The following is a 19474-nucleotide window of genomic DNA, read 5'->3' as shown; positions in this document are numbered from 1 at the left end:
AATCTTATCTAAAAACATATGAAACGTAGGATTTATAGTTGGTTTATGATAATTATCATGGTTTGTTCCTGTAACCGGAACAAACCACTCGATTATGCTCTTCAAGTAGCCGGAGAAAACGAAACTGAATTAAAAACCGTACTGAATCATTTCAAAAAAAATCCTCAAAAATTAAAAGCAACTAAATTCCTTATTGAAAACATGCCCTATCATTTTTCACGAGAGGCATACTTCATGTCTACTAAAAAAGAAAAATACAGGCCAGACATAAGTCAATTCAACGGAGAAAAAGCAATCAAAATGCATTGTGATTTTTTATTTAAATTGGGTTACAGAATAAAAGAACAAAAAGTAGATGATATATTGACACTTGACAGCCGCTTTCTTATTGACAATATAGAACTGGCTTTTACTGTCTGGCAAAAGCCATGGGCAAAAAATGTTTCATTCAATGATTTCTGTAAATACATCCTCCCCTACCGCGCACAATGTGAAGAGGTATCTCATTTGAGAAGAGAAATTATGGAACGTTTCGTTCCCATACTGGATTCTGCTAAAGTAAAAACTCCTTTAGAGGCATGCTTCGTACTTAATGAGCACCTGAAAGACATTATGAAATATGGACATACCGGTCTTCCACTCTATCCGACCATTGACGAAACCTACCGTTCCGGAATCAGCCAATGCGAGGGTTTATGCAATCTGGGTACTTTTATAATGAGAGCTTGCGGCATTCCGGTTACAGTAGAACAAACGACCTGGACTAAAATGGACTTGGGCCATAGCTGGTGCGTAGTTTTAGACAATGGAAAATTCTACAGCTTCGGACCGGGAGAAGATCAACCTGACACACATGCCCGCTCTTTCTCAGAAGTCAGACATCGACGACCGGCTAAAGTATATCGTTCACGTTTTGATCCGGACTTTTCTATAATGGATAAAAAAGACGACGGATATGTTACGACTCTAAAAAGTCCTCTAATCTATGATGTTACCAATGAATATCTAGATAAAACGACATCAATAAAGGTTTATGTCGACAAAAACAACAGAAAAAAAGGAAAATCAAATCAAGTTTATTTATGTACTTATAACTATTATGAATGGTGCCCGATAGCGATCGGACATAGAAAAGATACTGTTTGTTATTTCGAAAACGTTGTTGGAGATAATATATTTATGGTTGCCGATTCACCGGATGGGAATAAATTACGAAATATTACTGCCCCCTTTTATACGGATAAAGATGGAAACATTCGTAAATTTATCCCTCAAAAAGAACATAAACAAACATTCACATTGAATAAGCGTAAGAAAAAACTGGATCAGGAACATACACTACACTTTTGGGATACAGAGAAAGAACGTTTTATTCCGTTAGAATATGCAAGTTCAACTGATACAACACAAACATACGATCAAATACCGACAAATGCATTATTATGGTTCACTATTCCGGAAAGGATCGTTAACCAACGGATATTTTTTATTGAAAACGACAGTATAAAAAGCTATTAATTCGATGAAAGAGAATAGAAAAATACACAACCTGATCAACAAAGCCATCAATATAGTCTTCTGGCTATGTATGACAGTTACTCTATGGTTTGTTTTACAGGTATTTATCTTTGCTTCTTTCAAAATCCCCAGCGATTCGATGGAACCGGGATTAATTACAGGAGACAATATACTTGTCTGGAAACCGACTATTGGACCTCGCATATTCAACCTGTTTGCCTCCATGAGAAACGAACAAACAGAGATTTATCGCATTCCCGGTTTCAAAAAGATAAAACGCAATGATATTCTGGTTTTCAATTTCCCGCATCCAAACAGTTGGGATAAAATTGAAATGCATATACTCAAATATTACATCAAACGGTGTGTCGGAATACCGGGAGATACCTTATCCATCCGAAACGGATTCTTTCATGTGGAAGGCGTACAAACTTCCGGTTATATTCAGATGGGACAGATTTCTGATACAAACTGGTCACAACTCGCTGTTAGCGGGATTTTTCGGCTGTGCATCGTTTTAGTCACAGGTAGAAATACAATTGCTTGGATAACTCTTTTTTTCAGTTTATGCTGCCTGTATAGGTATTATTTCACCAATTTTGCTTTTCTTTGCGGAAAATTTCAGTCACGTGAATTTAATTATAGAACAAGGAAACACCTCTTCAAAAGTTGCAGTATACAATAAGAAGCACATGGAAGCCTCTTTTGTATATAAGAAATTCGATGTTGATGAATTGGAGTCTCTCTTTGGGAAATACGATTTTAAACATGGAATATTGTCGACTGTGATAGGCAAAAATGAAGTGCTGAATGATTACCTGCGTGGTAGGCTCCGGCGCTTTATCTTTTTGGATGAAACTGTAAAGTTGCCTATAACGGTTCAATATGAAACGCCCGAAACTTTGGGAAAAGACCGGTTGGCTGCGGCTGTCGGTGCCAATTACCTGGAACCGGGAAAAGACCTGCTTGTCATTGATGCTGGCACAGCAATTACTTACGAATTGATTGAGGCCTCGGGTTCTTATCTGGGAGGGAATATCTCTCCGGGAATGACTACCCGTTTCAAGGCTTTGAACTTTTATACAAAAAAACTACCTTTGGTGACGGAACAGGAGGAAGTCCCTTTATTGGGTACCAATACCGAGAGTGCTATCCAGGCAGGAGTAGTGAATGGGATTGTCTACGAGATGGATGGGTATATCGAGAAGTTACGGATAAAATATCCTAACCTTTTGGTTTTTTTAACAGGCGGTCATTCGTTTTATTTTGAAAGCCGACTAAAAAACTCCATCTTTGCAGACATTAATTTAGTGTTGACAGGATTAAACAGAATCTTAGAGTATAATGTTGAAGATTAATAAGCTACTAATAGCAAGCATTCTTATATTGACACAGTTGTCGCTAGCGGCACAAAATAACACTAACTCGCCCTATACCCGTTTTGGGTATGGTGAATTAGCGGATCGTTCATTCGGAGCCGGACGGGCAATGGGGGGCGTTGGTTTCGGATTAAGATCGTCGAAACAGATCAACCCGATGAACCCGGCATCGTATACAAGCATGGATTCATTGACATTCCTTTTTGATTTTGGAGCATCGGGCCAGCTTTCGTGGTTTGATGACGGAGTCAATAAACAGCACAATATTAATGGGAATGTGGAGTATATTGCAATGCAGTTCCCGATACATAAACGTATTGCGATGAGTGTGGGTATTTTACCTTACTCGTATGTCGGATATAGTTTTGGTGCCCGGAGAACATCTGAAGGTGGATTTAATTATGTGGAAACATTTAATGGTTCCGGCGGATTAAACGATTTGTATGCAGGTTTGTCTATAGATATATGGAAGAAGCGTCTTTCAGTCGGAGCGAATGTCGGATATCTTTTTGGAAACATCAAGCATGAGCAGAGTTCTATTGTAGGACAGGGTTCAGAACGGAACACGATTCGTAATCAGAATCTGGAAGTACGGGATATAAAACTGGACTTTGGTGTTCAATATACCCACCCGATCAGTAAAACAGAAAATGTTACATTCGGGTTGGCCTTTTCTCCAAAAAACCGTTTGAATGCGACTTATATTAATATGACTTATGCGGCAACCAGTTCCGGTTCTGCCGAGATCGTAGCTTCGGATACGACAAAGAGTAAAGCATTTGATATACCGAACTCGATCGGTTTTGGTGCATCATATGTGAAAAATAATAAGATGACATTAGCTGCGGATGTACTGTATGAAACATGGGATAAAGCGTATTATGATGATTCAAAAGATAGTTTTAAGAACCGTGTTCGGGTTGCAGCCGGAGGCGAGTTTATTCCAAATTATCAGAATCGTAATTTTTTCGGCCGGGTAAGATACCGTGCAGGTGCCCATTATAGTAATTCCTATCTGATGATAAATAATACAGATGATGCAGCATATAAAGGAAATGGCTATAATGAATATGGTGTGAGTGTCGGTTTCGGATTACCGTTGGTTGATAACCGTTCGTTGGTAAATGTGTCTTTTGAATACACGAAGATTAACCCAAGTGGTAAAAACATGATTGATGAACAGTATTTCCGTTTTACTGTTAATTACACATTTAATGAAATGTGGTTCTGGAAGAAAAAGGTAGATTAATTTAAATTGCTAACTTAAATTAAAACAGATATGAAAATAAAGGTATTATTAATTGCGGCTGCATGCTCTATGGGAGCACTAGGCGCGTATGCACAGAAAGGAGTAGATAATGGAACACAATTTGGATCTGGTGAGGACAGTATCCGTTGTATAACCAATATCAGCTTGTTCGTTCCTTATGCTAAGGCAGGGAATTTTAAGGATGCATATGATTTTTGGAAAATTGTTTACGATGAATGTCCTGCTGCAACAAAGGATATTTATCTGCATGGTGTAAAGATCATGGCATGGAAGATTGCCAATGAAAAAGATCCGGCAAAGAAAAATGCTTTGATCGATGATCTGATGGGAGTGTATGACAAACGTGTGAAATATTTCGGTGATGACAGACGTTACGGCAAAGACTGGATCGTTTCCCGTAAAGCACAGGATTATATCCAGCAGATGGGAGATAAAGCCGATTATAATAAACTGTATAACTGGTTGGGTGAAATCATCAACGAATATGGAGACAAAACGGAAGCATTAGGTGTTTCTTTGTATATGTTTGCTTCTTATCAGAAGATGGCTGATGATCCTAATCACAAAGGACAATATGTTGAAGATTATCTGAAAGCATCTAAAATCCTGGATACTCAGTTGCAGGCTGCACAGGCTGCCAACAACGAAAAAGAAGTTAACAACCTGACAACATTCAAAACCAGTGTGAACGGTGCATTTGCAAACAGTGGTGCTGCCGATTGCGAAACATTGCAGAACCTGTATGCTCCGAAAGTTGAAGAAAGCAAGAGTGATCTGGCTGCTTTAAAAGAAATCGTTTCTCTGCTGAGACGTGTTCGTTGCCAGGAAATCGATGCATTCTTTGCTGCAGCAGCATATGCTTATGAACTTGAGCCGAGTGCAGATGCCGCTATTGGTATTGCTAAACGTGCTGTAAAGAATAAAGAATATGACACAGCTGTCAAATATTTTGAAGAAGCTGCCAATATGGAAACAGACCCTTCTTCAAAAGCTGAAGATTATTATATGATCGCAGTGATTAATCTGGATCAGAAAAATTATTCAAAAGCAAGGGAATATGCAAAGAAAGCAGCAGCTACAAATACTAGCTATGGTCAGCCGTACATCCTGATTGGCCAGATGTATGCTGCTACAGTTAAGAATGTATTTCCGAATGACGGTGTTTTGGCAAGAGCTGCCTACAATGTGGCAATCGACCAGTGGGAAAAAGCAAAACAGGTTGATGAAAGCTGTGTAGAGGAAGCTAATAAATTGATCGGTACTTACCGTGCTCATTTACCTTCTACAGAGGAAATTTTTATGCATCCGGATCTGGAAAAGGGTAAATCATTTACTGTAGGTGGTTGGATCGGTGAGACAACAAGAATCAGATAATTATGACGGAAACGCGTTTTCTTTGTAAAACGAACAAATATGGCATAACAACTACTTTCGCGGTAGTTGTTATGCTTCTTTTATTTATGGCTTCCTGTGGCAAGGAGAATAAAGAAGTGGTAGAAGTAACCTTCGATCCGGAAAATACCTATACACTGAGAACGACCGATGTTTCCAGCTTGATCTCCGATTCCGGTATCACCCGTTACCGGATGAACGCGAAAGAGTGGTTGGTGTTCGGAAAAGCCAAAGAGCCTTACAGCTATTTTCCCCAAGGTGTTTACGTGGAGAAATTTGATTCTTTGTTTAATGTAGAAGCAAGTGTAAAAGCGGATACCGCTTATTATTGGGATAAGAAAGGACTGTATAAGCTGATTGGTCATGTGGGTATTTTGAGCCAGGAAGGTAAAAAGTTGGATACTTCAATACTGTATTTCGACCAGAAAGAAGACCAGATTTACACAGATGAATACTTTGAGCTGGAAGAAGGGGATAAGATTATCACCGGCATCGGATTTAAGTCGAACCAGAACATGACGAAATATAAGATATTTAATTCGCAGGGAACATTCCCTGTCAGCGATACAGCACGTGATACTTCGCGTGTGAATACTGCAACCGGCGATTCTGTGGTTGTGAATATAGCAAAGCCGGATTCAATAAAATAGAACTGATGTGAATGCATTAACGTACATATTGATTTCATTAGCCTTTTCCGCTTTTTTTTCCGGCATGGAGATCGCATTTATTTCTTCTAATAAGTTGCGGCATGAACTGGATAAAAAGAATAAGAATATAGCCGGTAAAATATTGGATATTTTTTACCGGAATCCAAACCAGTTTATTTCAACGATGCTGGTGGGTAATAATATCGCACTGGTTGTCTATGGTTTACAGATGGCAATTGTCCTGGAACCGTTTATCGCCCGTTTCATTGATAATGAGGCTCTGATTGTTCTTATTCAGTCTGTTATCTCGACACTCCTGATATTGTTTACAGGCGAGTTTATCCCGAAGACGATTTTCAAATTGAATCCTAACTTTTCCTTGAATTTGTTTTCGGTCCCTTTGTTGATCATATACATTATATTATATCCTATCTCGAAGTTTTCAGCACTGATTTCTTATCTGATACTGAAATTGGTGGGAGTAAAGAATATTACTCAATCGAGCAGGCGTACTTTAGGTAAAGTGGATCTTGACTTTTTTATTCAGCAAAGTATCGAAGATGCTCCTCTGAATTCAGATATGGATACGGAAGTGAAAATATTTCAGAATGCGCTTGATTTTTCCAATGTCCGTTTGCGCGATTGTATTGTTCCCCGTACGGAGATTGTCGCCTGTGATAAGACTGTCAGCATGGAAGAACTTCGTTCTAAGTTTATTGAAACGGGGTTGTCGAAGATATTGATCTATAACGAAAATATAGATGATATTATCGGATATATCCATTCATCGGAATTATTTAAAAATCCGGAGGATTGGACACAGAGTATAAAGACTGTTTCCATTGTCCCGGAAACGATGGCGGCCAATAAGCTGATGAAGGTGCTGATGCAGGACAAAAAGAGTCTGGCTGTGGTTGTGGATGAATTTGGCGGTACAGCGGGGATTGTGACGCTGGAGGATCTGGTAGAGGAGATCTTTGGAGAGATAGAGGATGAGCATGATATGAAATCATACGTAGCCCGGAAAGTTTCGGACGATGAATACCTGATATCCGGCCGTATGGAGATCGATACTCTCAATGAAAAGTTCAACCTTGAGCTCCCGGAATCAGACGATTACGTAACGATTGCCGGATATATCCTGCATTTCTACCAAAAATTTCCTAAATTGAATGAATCAATCGTAATTGATAAATATACTTTTAAAATCATAAAAGTAACGGCAACGAAAATAGAACTTGTGCGAATGAAAGTAGGCAATTGATGAAAAAAAGTGGAATAAAAGATGTAACAAATTCTTTTTTTCGTATCTTCGTGCCCTTAAACTGTAAAATATAAACTTTAAAAATAAATAACGATAAATGGCTACGCTGGAAAAAATCAGAAGCAAAGCAGGACTGCTCGTACTCGTTGTGGGTTTGGCATTGTTCGCTTTTATCATTGGAGACTTTTTGAACTCCGGTTCTACTTATTTCAGACAAACTCAGGAGAGAGTTGCTAAGGTTGACGGGGAAGTAATTAAAATTCAGGATTATCAAGGACGTATTGATGAAATGACTGAGATGTACAAGATGCAATCCGGTCAGACCAATCTGCCCGAAGAATACATGAATCAGATCCGTCAGTCGGTATTCGATGCTATGGTACAGGAAATTGTACTTGACGAAGCAACTGATAAATTAGGTATGGCTGTAAGTCCGGAAGAATTGTTTGACATGGTTCAGGGTGAGAATATTTCACCGATGATCCAGCAGATGCAGATGTTTGTTAATCCGCAGACCGGACAGTTCGACAAAACAGCTCTGTTGAATTTCCTGAAAACAATTGACGACGACAATATCGCAAGCTACCCTGCAGATCAGCAGGCTCAGTTGCTCCAGGCTCGCAATTTCTGGTTGTTCTGGGAAAAGAACATTAAACGTCAGCGTCTGGAACAAAAATATACAACATTGTTAAGTAAGGCTGTTTCAGCAAACGTGCTGGATGCAAAAGAAGCATTCAATGACGCAGCTGAAAACTCTGACATTGTTTATGCTATGCAGTCATATGCAAGCATTCCTGACTCAACAATCGAAGTAAGCAAGAGTGAAATCGAAAAGCTGTACAACCAGCGTAAGGAACTTTACAAACAAAAAGAAGGTAAAGTGATCAAGTATATCGCTGTTGACATTCGTCCCAGCCAGGAAGATTATGACAAAGCAAGTGCTGATATCGAATCTTTGAAAGAGGAATTCACTACTTCTGAAAAGGTGGCTGATATTGTAAATGAAAATTCAGAAGTTCCTTACATGGATGCTTTCTTTACAGAAAATGCCTTTGATCCGGAAATGAAACAATTCGCAACGACTTCGGAAGTTGGTTCTGTGTATGGCCCGGTATTCGATAACAACAAATACAGAATGTTCAAGTTGGTGGACAAGAAAGTTGCTCCGGACTCTGTTAAGGTAAGCCATATTATGTTGGCAAATGGAGACGAAGCCCGTACGACGGCTTTGGCTGACAGCTTGATGAATGTATTGAAGAACGGTGGGGACTTTGCTGCATTGGCAAAAGAATTCTCTGCTGACCAGGCTGCTGAAAATGGCGGTGAACTGGGATGGTTCACTGAAATTACTGCACTGAGAGGTGTAAATGAAGACTTTAAGAATGCTGTTTTCTCTACTCCGGTAAACGAAATTGCAAAAGTAAAATCTTTGTATGGAACTCACCTGGTGAAAGTAACAGAAAAAACAGCTAATGTGAATAAGTATAAAGTAGCGGATATTGACATGACAGTATCTCCGAGTTCTAAAACTTATAGCAATATCTATAACGAGTTGAACCAGTTCATTTCACAGAACAACGATTTAGCTAAGTTGGATGAAGCTGCTAAAGAAGCTGGATATAATCTGATTGCAGGTGTAAATGTTACTGCTGATAACCAGACGTTGGGTAGCATTAAAAATTCTCGTCCGGTAATCCGTTGGGCATTCCAGAATGATAAGGGTAAAATCTCTGAAATCTTTGAATGTGACGATAAGTTTGTAATTGCAGGCGTAGAAGGTACTATAAAAGAAGGTTACCGCTCGGTTGCCTCTTTAACTCCTGCTTTGAAAGCTGAAATCGCTGCTCAGAAGAAAGGTGAGAAGATCGCTGCTGATCTGAAGGCTAAAAATCTGACATCAGTTGAAGCTTATGCTGATGCAATGGGTTCAAAAGTTGATTCAGTGAAGTTTATCAACTTCGGAACACGTCGTATCTCCGGTATCGGTGTAGAACCGAAACTGAATGCAATGGTTTCTCTTGCTGAGGTTGGTCAGGTAAGTGCTCCGGTTGCCGGTAACAATGGCGTATATGTATTTAAAGTATACGACAGAAACAAGGATGCAAAAGAATACAACGAAGCAGAAGAAATTAAAACGTTGGATGCATCAAACGCATATCGCTTCGGATTCCAGGCTATCCAGTCACTGGTTAACAAAGCAGATGTAGAAGACAACCGTATACGTTTCTTCTAAACAAATAAAGCTCAGAAGGTATTACATAATCCTTTTTAAGGAAAGCTGCCGGACTTATTCAGAAAAGTCCGGCAGCTTTTTTTATCTTTGTGCCGGATTAATCGTTATATAACAATATACAATGCAAGAAAAGAGACAATTGTTAGGCATGACGCTGGACGAACTGAAGGAAGTGGCGGCACAGGTCGGTTTACCGGGATACGCTGCAAAACAGATGGCCGATTGGCTGTATAAGAAGAAAGTTACCTCTATTGCGGAAATGACTAATATTGCTGTTGCCAAACGTACTCTTTTGGAAGAGTCTTTTGAGGTAGGGGCACTCCCTCCGGTTGATTGTATGAAATCGGTCGATGGAACGATTAAATATTTATTTGCTGCAGGGAACGGCAATTTTGTGGAGGCTGTTTATATCCCGACCGACGACAGGGCTACATTATGTGTGTCTTCGCAGGTCGGATGCAAGATGAACTGCCTGTTTTGTATGACGGGTAAACAAGGTTTTACTGCCAATCTTACGGCAAATCAAATATTGAACCAGATCCAGTCTGTTCCGGAATCAGAATCATTGACAAATCTGGTTTTTATGGGAATGGGGGAACCTTTGGATAATGTGGATGAGTTGTTTAAGGTGCTTGAAATCCTTACTTCTACCTATGGATATGGGTGGAGTCCCAAGCGGATAACAGTTTCCACTATCGGGGTGGCAAAAGGCTTGAAGCGTTTTCTAGAAGAAAGCGACTGCCATCTGGCAGTCAGTCTGCATTCACCTTTTCATGAAGAACGTTTGTCTTTAATGCCTGTAGAAAAAGCTTATCCGGCGCAGGGCGTCATTGATCTCATCAGGCAATATGATTTCTCCCATCAACGTCGTGTTTCTTTTGAATATATAGTTTTTAAAAATTTAAATGATAGTCTGAAACATGCTAAAGCCCTGATTTGTTTATTAAATGATGTAGATTGCAGGGTTAACTTGATTCGTTTTCATGCTATCCCTAACGTCCCGTTGGAAAGTTCGGATTTGGCGAAGATGGAAGTCTTTCGTGATACATTGAACAATGCAGGGATTGTTTGTACAATCCGTGCTTCGAGAGGAGAGGATATATTTGCCGCCTGTGGAATGCTGTCGACAGCAAAAAAACAACAAAACGGATAGAAGACAAGTCATTTGATAGAAAAGAATTATATTTGTGTTATAAAAACGAATGGGTATGAAAAAGATTTCTTTACAGATTAGCTTACTCATGTTTCTGGTATTGCTGGGAGCATGTAGCTCAGGACCGGTTGGAAAACGCGCCACAGGCCTTGCTTATGAGGTTGTAGTTGTAATGAAAAAAGCTGATTGGGATGGCCCTTCGGGAAAGGCTATTAAACAAGAGCTGACATCTGATGTCCCTGGTCTTCCTCAATCTGAACCTGCATTGAAGATTACTTATGTAGATCCTTCACAATTCGACGGATTATTGACTTTTGTTCGCAATATTCTCATTGTAAATATCGATCCGTCTATTTACACGAAGGCTTCGGTAAGTTATGAGAACGACCGTTGGGCTAAAGGGCAGGTAGTTGTGACACTGAATGCTCCTTCTCCTGAAGCTATTATTGAATATTCACAGGCTCATCCGAAAGCGCTGGTTGATTTCTTTGTGAAAGTCGAAATGAACCGGGCGATTGGCCAGTTGGAGAAAGATTACAGTACTGTTGTCATGGATAACCTGAAAAATAATCATGACCTGATGCTGAATGCTCCGTCTAATATGACCTATTATCGTGATACGACAGATTTCTTCTGGGCATCTAATAATGCAAATACTGGTCGTACGGATCTGATTGTATATACTTTCCCTTATACCGATCCGAATACCTTCACGGCAGAATATCTGGTAGCAAAGCGCGACTCGGTGTTGAAGGAAAATCTGCCGGGAGCTTTCCCTGAATCGTATATGACGACTGAGTCCCGTTTTGGGGTTGATTATACGCCGATTACTGTAAACGGGCAGTATTGCGGTGTGCTGCGCGGTTTGTGGAAAATGGTCGGTGATATGATGGGCGGACCGTTTGTCAGCCATGTCCGTCTGGATGAAAAGAATAACCGGGTCGTTGTAGCCGAAGGCTTTGTTTTTGCTCCTGAAACAGATAAACGTAACTTTATCCGTCGTATCGAAGCTGCTTTATATACACTTCGCTTGCCGGGTGAATTTGATAAATCGGTGGAAGGGAAGCTGGACATACCGGAAAGTAAGAAATAAACAAACATAATACATGGAAGAACGATTGATTAAGGTGGGCATTACCCACGGAGATATAAATGGCATCGGATATGAGGTGATACTGAAAACATTCTCGGATGCCAGAGTTGCCGAACTTTGTACTCCGGTTATATACGGATCATCAAAAATAGCAGCTTATCACCGGAAAGCGTTGGAATTGCCTCCTGTGAATATGAACATCATTTCCCAGGCAGAAGATGCCGGTATAAACCGGGTGAATATCATCAACTGTGTGGACGATGAAACAAAAGTAGAATTATCGCAGTCGACATCGATAGCCGGAGAAGCTGCATTTTTAGCTTTGGAAGCTGCTGTTACAGACCTGAAACGGGGTGCTGTAGATGTATTGCTGACAGCACCGATCAATAAGCACAATATCCAGAATGACCAGTTCCATTTTCCGGGACATACCGAATACCTGGAAGAGCGTTTTGGCGGAGTGGGCCGGAAGGCATTGATGATTTTGATGAAGGATGGTCTGCGTGTTGCTTTGGTGACCGGACATATCCCATTGGCAGAAGTTCCTTCCAGAATAACCGTAGAGGATATCGTGTCGAAATTGCGCATATTCAATCAGTCGCTCAAACAGGACTTCGGGATTGTAAAACCACGTATTGCCGTGCTTTCATTGAATCCTCATGCAGGTGATGATGGCTTACTGGGAAAAGAAGAGGAAACGATCATTATTCCGGCCATGGAAGAGGCGGAAAAAAGAGGTGTCATGTCTTTTGGCCCTTATGCGGCAGACGGATTTTTCGGCTCTCAGATGTACGACAAATTTGATGGCGTATTAGCGATGTACCATGATCAGGGTTTGGCGCCGTTTAAAACGCTGGCCATGGATGACGGGGTTAACTATACGGCTGGTTTGTCGATTGTCCGTACTTCGCCGGCTCACGGAACAGCTTACGATATAGCCGGACAGAATGTGGCTTCCGAAGAGTCGTTCCGCCAGGCGTTATATACTGCGCTGGATATTTACCGGAACAGGTTGAATTATCGGGAAGCTACTGCAAACCCTCTCCGCAAGCAATATTTTGATAAGGGAGGCGATAATGAAAAGCTGGATCTTACCAAAGATGACGATGCAGAGGTTTGTCCTCAGTAAATAATAAAAAACAGATCCCCTGGAAATACACTTTTTCAGGGGATATTTGTTATAAAGACTAACAGTCCATATCTGTTGTATTTTATAATAATATGGTCTGTATTGCGCTTTTTGACTTCAAACTTTTTTTGATAGGAAAAGTTTGCGTAAGTTTGTGGTTCAAAATTGCAACATGAATTATGTTTAAAGATAAAACGATCGTATATACCTCCGGAACATTTGATATGTTTCATTATAATCATCTCCGGATGATCAATTATGCCCGTAGCCTGGCTGATATCCTGATTGTAGGAGTGAGCACGGACGAACTGGTTTCTTCTTATAAAGCGAATCCTATTATCCCGTTCAATGAACGCCTTCAAATTATTGAAGCGTTGAAAACTCCGGATATTGTAATACCGCAGCATACATTGGATCATACGGAGATCGTAAAGAAACTGAATATCGATGCTTTTGTTGTGGGGGATGACTGGTTTGGTAAATATGATTATTTAAAAGATTTAGGCGTACAGGTTTTTTATTTCCCTTATGGAACCGGTGTTTCTTCCTCTAATCTGAAGAAAACGATTCATGATTCTTACGAAGAAAATCTGAAATATCAACGACATGCTAAACCTGCCACTGTAAAGGGAAAAGGGGAGGAATAAAGATTACTCATGGAAAAGTGTGCTTTAATTACCGGTGGTACAAAGGGTATAGGTAAAGCGGTGGCTCTCTGTTTGGGGAAAGCCGGGTATAACCTTGTGCTTACTTATGCTTCCGATCCCGGGATGGCAGAACAAACCCGCGAAGGTTTGCAACAGCAATTCGGAATCAATGTGTCTGTGCTACAGGCTGATATTACAAAGAAAGAGTCCATTGATAAAATAGATGCTTATTTGCAGGAGAAGAATTTGCTTTTAGATGCACTGATCTTTAATGCGGGGTTGACTTGCCGCGATTCGTTCGAGGACTTGTCACTTACTGATTGGGAACGTGTATTCTTTGCCAATGTTCATTTTCCGGTGTTCTTATTGCAACGTATTGTCGGACGGATAAATAAAGGTGGTAGTCTGGTCTTTACCGGTTCCCTGATGGGGATCCAGCCTCATTCGGTATCTCTGGCTTACGGAGTGACTAAGAGTGCTGTACATGCCTTAGTGAAGAATATGGTTAAATTCCTGGTTCCTTATGAATTGCGTGTGAACGCAGTTGCTCCCGGGTTTGTCGACACCGAATGGCAGAAGACTAAACCGGCAGAAATACGGCGGAATATAGAAAATAAAGTTTCTTTAGGCCGTTTCTGTGATCCGGAAGAGTTGGCCGAAGTGTATAAGATGTTAATAGAAAATAGTTATTTTAATGGCGAAGTGGTCGTTGTAGACGGCGGATATTCGTATAAATAATAGATCATGAGTAATTTGGATAAAGAATACGAAGCATCACTAAAATCAATAGAAACAGAAAATGTTGTCGACCGGGCGTTTTACCGTCCGATAGGTTTTCGTATCGCTCGTATGTTGCGCGGCACGGGGATTACCCCGAATATGGTAACGGTTATTTCTATATTTGTGGGAGCTGCTGTCGGCTTCATGTTTTATCATGATAATCTGGTTTATAATATTTGTGGTATTTTATTGTTGGTTTTTGCCAATATACTGGATTGCGTAGACGGACAGCTGGCTCGTCTGACAGGTATCAAGTCCGCTATCGGACGTATATTGGACGGATTTGCCGGTGATATCTGGTTTGCCTCTATCTATGTAGGTTTTGCCCTTCGTCTGTCTCATGAGTATGGTACTTATTGGTTTTTTGCTTTGGCCGTTGTGTCCGGTTTATCCCATCTGGTGCAGGCTAATATAACCGATTATTATAAAACATTGCATCTCTATTTTATCAGTAAGGACAAAGGAGCTGAGTTCCAGTCGCTGGAACAGGTCATTGCCCGTCATAAGGAGATGAAGCTGGGTATCAATAAAACTTTTTATTTCCTTTATAGGGGGTACACATTACTTCAGGTGAAAGCCACTCCTGCCTTGCAGCGTATGTTGCAGAGCCTCCATGCCAAATACGGAGATGATATTCCGGAAAATGTGCGTATTGCTTTTCGTAAACAAAGTCGTGAGTTAATGCGTTATATTGATCTCCTGACATTTAACGGACGTACAATCGTTATGTTTATAGTTGTATTGATCGGAGAAGTATGGGTTTATTTCCTGTATGAAATAATCGTATTGAATATCGTGCTGCTATTGTCGATGCGCAAGCACGAAAAAATGTGCGCATCGTTTATAGAATAAGTAAAAAGTATGAAAAAGAGCGTAGTAGACATTAATGATTTGCAGGAAGCTGCCCCGTTCTTCAAAAGCCGTATAGGCACCTTCCTTGGCAAATTATTGATTAAGTGGTTGAGTGTTGACAAAGTAAACAAAGTGCATGCCAATAACTGCCATCTGCGCGGTTCAGCGTTTACTACAGCATTACTGAGTGATCCACTGATCGATATCAAGTATAATCTGCATCATGCGGAAATACTGGATAACCTGCCCGAAGGGGCATTTATAACCATATCCAATCATCCGATCGGTTCGATCGACGGTATTATACTGATCGACATTATGGCTGCTCGTCGTCCGGACTTTAAAGTGATGGTGAACGAGATTCTGGTAAAGATCGGTGCCATGAAGGATAATTTTGTTTCGGTGTTGCCCGATTCAACCGGTAATGGTCCGAATCCGGCCAACATAAACGGGGTGCGTTATTCTTTGCAGCGACTGAAAGAAGGGCATCCGATGGGATTCTTTCCGGCAGGGGCGATCTCCTTTTATAATAAGGATGATAAAGAGATCCATGATTTGCCTTGGACCCATAGCGTGATCCGTCTGATTCGGAAGGCGAATGTGCCGGTATATCCTGTTTACTTTGATTTCCTTAATTCCCGTTTCTTTTACTGGTTGGGAAGTATCAGTTGGAAAATACGTACCTTGCGTATTCCAGCCGAAGCCTTCAACAAACGCGGTAAAACAGTCGATGTGTATGTGGGGAATCCTATCTCTCCGGAAGAAATGAAGGATTTTACGGATGATACGGCATTGGCTGAATTCTTATTTAATCGTACCTATGGTGCAAAAAAATAAGAAACCGCTGATAGATTCTACTCCTGATAGCTGGAATTTGAATTAAGATTTGTAATTTTGGCAGACAAACTGAAATAATTACAGATATTCAATAGAAGATATGATGATTAAGGTTGATGTCCAGCAAATAAAACAGCGTTTTGGAATTATAGGAAATAGCCCTGGCCTGAACAGGGCAATCGATGTCGCTCTGCAGGTGGCTCCGACAGATTTGTCTGTGCTTATTACCGGGGAGAGTGGTGTCGGTAAAGAAACTTTTCCACAGATTATACATCAGAACAGTCCGCGTAAACACGGACAGTATATAGCCGTAAACTGTGGTGCCATTCCGGAAGGAACGATTGACTCAGAGTTATTCGGACATGAAAAAGGTTCCTTTACCGGAGCTTTGGCCGACCGTAAAGGATATTTTGAAGTAGCCGATGGCGGAACTATTTTTCTGGATGAAGTAGGGGAACTGCCTATTCCGACACAAGCCCGTTTGCTGCGTGTGCTTGAGACCGGTGAGTTTATAAAAGTCGGTTCTTCAAAGGTGCTGAAAACGAACGTGAGGATTGTTGCTGCAACCAACGTTAATCTGATACAGGCGGTAGCCGACGGAAAATTCCGTGAAGATCTGTATTATCGTTTGAATACCGTACCTATCCAGATCCCTCCGTTGCGTGAACGTCCGGATGATATCATCTTGTTGTTTCGTAAATTTGCCGGAGACTGTGCGGAGAAATATCGTATGCCGCCGGTTCGTTTGGATGATGAAGCACGCCAGCTGCTGACCTCCTACCGTTGGCCGGGCAACGTCCGTGAGTTGAAGAATATAACGGAGCGTATCTCGGTTATCGAAGAGAACCGTGATATTACAGCAGACGTTCTGCGTTTGTATCTTCCCGATCTGAATGTGGAAAAATATCCGGTGTTGGTCAAAAAGCAGGATAACGACCAGAAGTTTTTCAATAGTGAACGCGAGATACTTTACCAGGTTCTTTTCGATATGAAGAAAGATGTCAATGATCTGAAAAAGCTGGTTCATGATATAATGGGAGGTAAGATGCCTATGCCGGTTGCCGATGAGACACCCTATGCCCATCCGATCCGTCCGGTACATTCTGCTCCGATTCAGGAAGCGGAAGCCGTAGAGGAAGAAGAAACTCTTTCTTTGGAAGAAGTGGAGAAAGAAATGATCCGTAAAGCATTGGAGAAACATAACGGACGGAGGAAAAATGCGGCGGCTGATCTGAAAATATCAGAACGTACTCTTTATAGAAAGATTAAAGAATATAATTTGGAATAATATGTTGAGAAAGAATATAATCTGGTTTTGTTTACTGATAGGAGTCATGGTGACGGCCTGTTCCATTTCCTACAAGTTCAACGGAGCTTCGATTGACTATACAAAGGTAAAAACAATATCTATCAAGGATTTTCCTAATCAGGCACCTTTGGTTTATCCTCCGCTATCACAGGAGTTTACCGAAGCATTGAAGGATATTTATATCCGTCAGACACGCCTTCAGATGGTCAACAATAATGGTGACCTGGAACTGGAAGGCGAGATTACCGGATATGAACTGACACCAATGGCCGTAAAGGAAGATGCCTGGTCTTCGCAGACAAAGCTGACGATTACTGTGCGTGTACGTTATTCCAATCGTACGAATCCGGATGAAGATTTCGAACAGAGTTTCTCTGCGTATCGTGAGTTTGATGCTACCCGGATGTTGCAGGACGTACAGGCCGAACTCTGTACGGAGATCATTGACGAGTTGACGGATCAGATTTATAATGCAACCGTAGCCAATTGGTAATATATGAAAGCTGCAGACTTATATCTACTGATGGAAGACCCCTCTTTGCTGACGAAGGAAACACTTTCCCCGTTACAGCAGGTAGTGGCTGAATATCCGTATTTCCATATAGCCCGGATGCTTTATTTGAAGAATCTGGCTGTATTGAATGATATACGCTTTGCCGCAGAACTGAAAAGAATGGCAGTTTACATACCGGACAGAAGAAAATTATTTGCACTGATCGAGGGAGAACGTTACGGGATGCCGTTTGCGGCATCTGCGGAAGAAAATGAACCGGCAGCAGACTCTTTCTCCCTGATCGATGCTTTTTTGGCTGATCGTGAAAGTGAAGGAGAACAACAGACGGCTGATCCTACCATATTGTTTCAGCCTTCTGTTTCATCTGATTATATATATTGGTCGTTGTCAAAGGATGATATATCGGCGGAAGAGGAGCCGGAAGCTAAGCTTCAGCATCATGACCTGATCGATTCTTTCATTAAAAATGACGAACAGCGGGCACCGGGCAGCGGATTGGTCTTATCCCTGCAACCGGATGAGCCAGCTTCCCAGGGACCATTGAAAGAAGGGGAGAACGAACAACCCCGATCGTTGGACGATGATTCTTATTTTACCGAGACATTGGCTCATATTTATGTTAAACAGAAACGGTATGAGAAGGCATTGCAAATTATTAAAAACTTATATTTGAATTATCCAGAAAAAAATGCTTACTTTGCAGACCAAATTAGATTTTTGGAAAAATTGATTATTAACACTAAAAAATAAAACTAAAATGTACGTATTTATTTCTATTCTAATCCTGATCGCTTCAATACTTCTGATCTTGATAGTATTGATCCAGAACTCAAAGGGGGGAGGTCTGGCTTCGGGATTCTCTTCATCTAACCAAATTATGGGTGTACGTAAAACCACAGACTTTTTGGAAAAAGCAACATGGGGCCTGGCTGGTTTTGTTATTCTTTGTAGTATCGTTATTACAGCATTTATCCCAAGAGCAACAACTACTACACAATCTGAAATCAAAAAACAGGTAAACGAAGCTGTAACAATCGACCCGAATACGGTAGCTCCTAACTTTGGAACTGCTCAGCCGTCAGCAAATGCTCCGGTTGAAGAAGAAACGCCGGCAGAAGCTCCAGCTCAGGCTGAATAAGATTTAGATTTTATAGCATATACTAAAGGCATTCCATTTCGGGATGCCTTTTTTTATATTAGGCTTCATGATTAAATTTAGAAAGATTTGAGCTATCCGTTTATAGTGCTGATGTGGACCCGAAGGGTTCAATTGTGAATAGCCCCCGGTGAAGCCGGGGGAATATTGCAGGTCTCATCGGTGAGCCCCGAAGGGTAGGGTGTTCAGTAAAGTGTTCTCAAAAACGCATTTTAGCATGGCAAAGTATAGACTTCCTCTAACGGAAAATAGGGCAAGTATTGTCTAATATGTTCACCGTAAGACTTGTTTTATCGGT

The 19474-nt window shown here is 40.9% G+C and carries 18 protein-coding genes and 1 pseudogene; all 19 read left to right on the top strand.

Annotated elements, in window-relative coordinates; genetic code table 11:
- The first annotated feature begins 18 nt into the window (after window positions 1-18).
- The 19 genes and pseudogenes from NBH14_RS15930 to secG all read left to right on the top strand — a co-directional run bounded on the left by NBH14_RS15930 (window position 19) and on the right by secG (window position 19158).
- Window positions 19-1518 (top strand): transglutaminase-like domain-containing protein, encoded by a 1500-nt coding sequence (locus tag NBH14_RS15930; RefSeq protein ID WP_250817648.1) that lies wholly within the window; start codon window positions 19-21, stop codon window positions 1516-1518.
- A 4-nt stretch (window positions 1519-1522) separates the two neighbouring features.
- Window positions 1523-1951, top strand: a pseudogene (gene lepB, locus NBH14_RS15925) (signal peptidase I); the annotation flags it as partial.
- Between the two features lie 205 nt (window positions 1952-2156).
- On the top strand, window positions 2157-2876 hold the full coding sequence (locus NBH14_RS15920; RefSeq protein WP_233567238.1) for a type III pantothenate kinase: 720 nt from the start codon (window positions 2157-2159) through the stop codon (window positions 2874-2876).
- Window positions 2863-4146, top strand: coding sequence for a BamG family beta-barrel-assembly machinery protein (gene bamG / locus NBH14_RS15915; RefSeq protein ID WP_186960053.1), 1284 nt, complete (start codon window positions 2863-2865; stop codon window positions 4144-4146). Before NBH14_RS15920 ends, bamG begins: the two co-directional genes overlap by 14 nt.
- A 30-nt stretch (window positions 4147-4176) precedes the next feature.
- Window positions 4177-5541, top strand: coding sequence for a tetratricopeptide repeat protein (locus tag NBH14_RS15910; protein WP_186960054.1), 1365 nt, complete (start codon window positions 4177-4179; stop codon window positions 5539-5541).
- Between the two features lie 2 nt (window positions 5542-5543).
- Window positions 5544-6209, top strand: coding sequence for an LPS export ABC transporter periplasmic protein LptC (gene lptC, locus NBH14_RS15905; protein ID WP_186960055.1), 666 nt, complete (start codon window positions 5544-5546; stop codon window positions 6207-6209).
- Window positions 6210-6216: 7 nt separating this feature from the next.
- On the top strand, window positions 6217-7473 hold the full coding sequence (locus NBH14_RS15900; protein ID WP_186960056.1) for a hemolysin family protein: 1257 nt from the start codon (window positions 6217-6219) through the stop codon (window positions 7471-7473).
- A 97-nt stretch (window positions 7474-7570) separates the two neighbouring features.
- Window positions 7571-9706, top strand: a complete 2136-nt coding sequence (locus NBH14_RS15895; protein ID WP_128134207.1) for a peptidylprolyl isomerase — start codon at window positions 7571-7573, stop codon at window positions 9704-9706.
- A 121-nt stretch (window positions 9707-9827) separates the two neighbouring features.
- The gene (rlmN, locus tag NBH14_RS15890) at window positions 9828-10859 is read left to right on the top strand and encodes a dual-specificity RNA methyltransferase RlmN (RefSeq protein ID WP_046144999.1); all 1032 of its coding nucleotides are present in this window, start codon (window positions 9828-9830) and stop codon (window positions 10857-10859) included.
- A gap of 55 nt (window positions 10860-10914) precedes the next feature.
- Entirely contained in the window at window positions 10915-11952 is a 1038-nt protein-coding gene (locus NBH14_RS15885) for a DUF4837 family protein (RefSeq protein ID WP_186960057.1), read from the top strand.
- 13 nt (window positions 11953-11965) lie between these two features.
- Window positions 11966-13081, top strand: a complete 1116-nt coding sequence (gene pdxA / locus NBH14_RS15880; RefSeq protein ID WP_007658914.1) for a 4-hydroxythreonine-4-phosphate dehydrogenase PdxA — start codon at window positions 11966-11968, stop codon at window positions 13079-13081.
- 179 nt (window positions 13082-13260) lie between these two features.
- Entirely contained in the window at window positions 13261-13728 is a 468-nt protein-coding gene (locus tag NBH14_RS15875) for an FAD synthase family protein (RefSeq protein ID WP_007658908.1), read from the top strand.
- A 9-nt stretch (window positions 13729-13737) separates the two neighbouring features.
- Window positions 13738-14466 (top strand): SDR family NAD(P)-dependent oxidoreductase, encoded by a 729-nt coding sequence (locus NBH14_RS15870; protein WP_186960058.1) that lies wholly within the window; start codon window positions 13738-13740, stop codon window positions 14464-14466.
- 6 nt (window positions 14467-14472) lie between these two features.
- On the top strand, window positions 14473-15360 hold the full coding sequence (locus tag NBH14_RS15865; RefSeq protein WP_128134209.1) for a CDP-alcohol phosphatidyltransferase family protein: 888 nt from the start codon (window positions 14473-14475) through the stop codon (window positions 15358-15360).
- 9 nt (window positions 15361-15369) lie between these two features.
- Window positions 15370-16197, top strand: a complete 828-nt coding sequence (locus NBH14_RS15860; protein ID WP_186960059.1) for a lysophospholipid acyltransferase family protein — start codon at window positions 15370-15372, stop codon at window positions 16195-16197.
- A 103-nt stretch (window positions 16198-16300) separates the two neighbouring features.
- Window positions 16301-17485: a sigma-54 interaction domain-containing protein gene (locus NBH14_RS15855; RefSeq protein ID WP_007658895.1), complete on the top strand. Its 1185-nt coding sequence runs from the start codon at window positions 16301-16303 to the stop codon at window positions 17483-17485.
- Between the two features lies 1 nt (window position 17486).
- Window positions 17487-17999, top strand: a complete 513-nt coding sequence (locus NBH14_RS15850; protein WP_007658893.1) for an LptE family protein — start codon at window positions 17487-17489, stop codon at window positions 17997-17999.
- Between the two features lie 3 nt (window positions 18000-18002).
- The gene (locus tag NBH14_RS15845; protein ID WP_186960060.1) at window positions 18003-18770 is read left to right on the top strand and encodes a DUF8458 domain-containing protein; all 768 of its coding nucleotides are present in this window, start codon (window positions 18003-18005) and stop codon (window positions 18768-18770) included.
- A 7-nt stretch (window positions 18771-18777) separates the two neighbouring features.
- Window positions 18778-19158: a preprotein translocase subunit SecG gene (secG, locus tag NBH14_RS15840; RefSeq protein WP_186960061.1), complete on the top strand. Its 381-nt coding sequence runs from the start codon at window positions 18778-18780 to the stop codon at window positions 19156-19158.
- Window positions 19159-19474 lie beyond the last annotated feature (316 nt).

Origin of the sequence: Parabacteroides caecihominis (assembly GCF_023656785.1) — a bacterium.
Classification (GTDB): Bacteria; Bacteroidota; Bacteroidia; order Bacteroidales; family Tannerellaceae; genus Parabacteroides; species Parabacteroides segnis.
Note: the sequence above shows the minus strand (reverse complement) of the source record. Positions and strands in the feature narration are given on the sequence as shown.

What these genes read in the sequence shown, in the direction of transcription:
- NBH14_RS15930 (WP_250817648.1), top strand. Translation starts at nt 19, where the DNA reads ATGAAACGTAGGATTTATAGTTGGTTTATGATAATTATCATGGTTTGT.
- bamG (WP_186960053.1), top strand. Translation starts at nt 2,863, where the DNA reads ATGTTGAAGATTAATAAGCTACTAATAGCAAGCATTCTTATATTGACA.
- NBH14_RS15910 (WP_186960054.1), top strand. Translation starts at nt 4,177, where the DNA reads ATGAAAATAAAGGTATTATTAATTGCGGCTGCATGCTCTATGGGAGCA.
- lptC (WP_186960055.1), top strand. Translation starts at nt 5,544, where the DNA reads ATGACGGAAACGCGTTTTCTTTGTAAAACGAACAAATATGGCATAACA.
- NBH14_RS15895 (WP_128134207.1), top strand. Translation starts at nt 7,571, where the DNA reads ATGGCTACGCTGGAAAAAATCAGAAGCAAAGCAGGACTGCTCGTACTC.
- rlmN (WP_046144999.1), top strand. Translation starts at nt 9,828, where the DNA reads ATGCAAGAAAAGAGACAATTGTTAGGCATGACGCTGGACGAACTGAAG.
- NBH14_RS15885 (WP_186960057.1), top strand. Translation starts at nt 10,915, where the DNA reads ATGAAAAAGATTTCTTTACAGATTAGCTTACTCATGTTTCTGGTATTG.
- pdxA (WP_007658914.1), top strand. Translation starts at nt 11,966, where the DNA reads ATGGAAGAACGATTGATTAAGGTGGGCATTACCCACGGAGATATAAAT.
- NBH14_RS15875 (WP_007658908.1), top strand. Translation starts at nt 13,261, where the DNA reads ATGTTTAAAGATAAAACGATCGTATATACCTCCGGAACATTTGATATG.
- NBH14_RS15870 (WP_186960058.1), top strand. Translation starts at nt 13,738, where the DNA reads ATGGAAAAGTGTGCTTTAATTACCGGTGGTACAAAGGGTATAGGTAAA.
- NBH14_RS15865 (WP_128134209.1), top strand. Translation starts at nt 14,473, where the DNA reads ATGAGTAATTTGGATAAAGAATACGAAGCATCACTAAAATCAATAGAA.
- NBH14_RS15860 (WP_186960059.1), top strand. Translation starts at nt 15,370, where the DNA reads ATGAAAAAGAGCGTAGTAGACATTAATGATTTGCAGGAAGCTGCCCCG.
- NBH14_RS15855 (WP_007658895.1), top strand. Translation starts at nt 16,301, where the DNA reads ATGATTAAGGTTGATGTCCAGCAAATAAAACAGCGTTTTGGAATTATA.
- NBH14_RS15850 (WP_007658893.1), top strand. Translation starts at nt 17,487, where the DNA reads ATGTTGAGAAAGAATATAATCTGGTTTTGTTTACTGATAGGAGTCATG.
- NBH14_RS15845 (WP_186960060.1), top strand. Translation starts at nt 18,003, where the DNA reads ATGAAAGCTGCAGACTTATATCTACTGATGGAAGACCCCTCTTTGCTG.
- secG (WP_186960061.1), top strand. Translation starts at nt 18,778, where the DNA reads ATGTACGTATTTATTTCTATTCTAATCCTGATCGCTTCAATACTTCTG.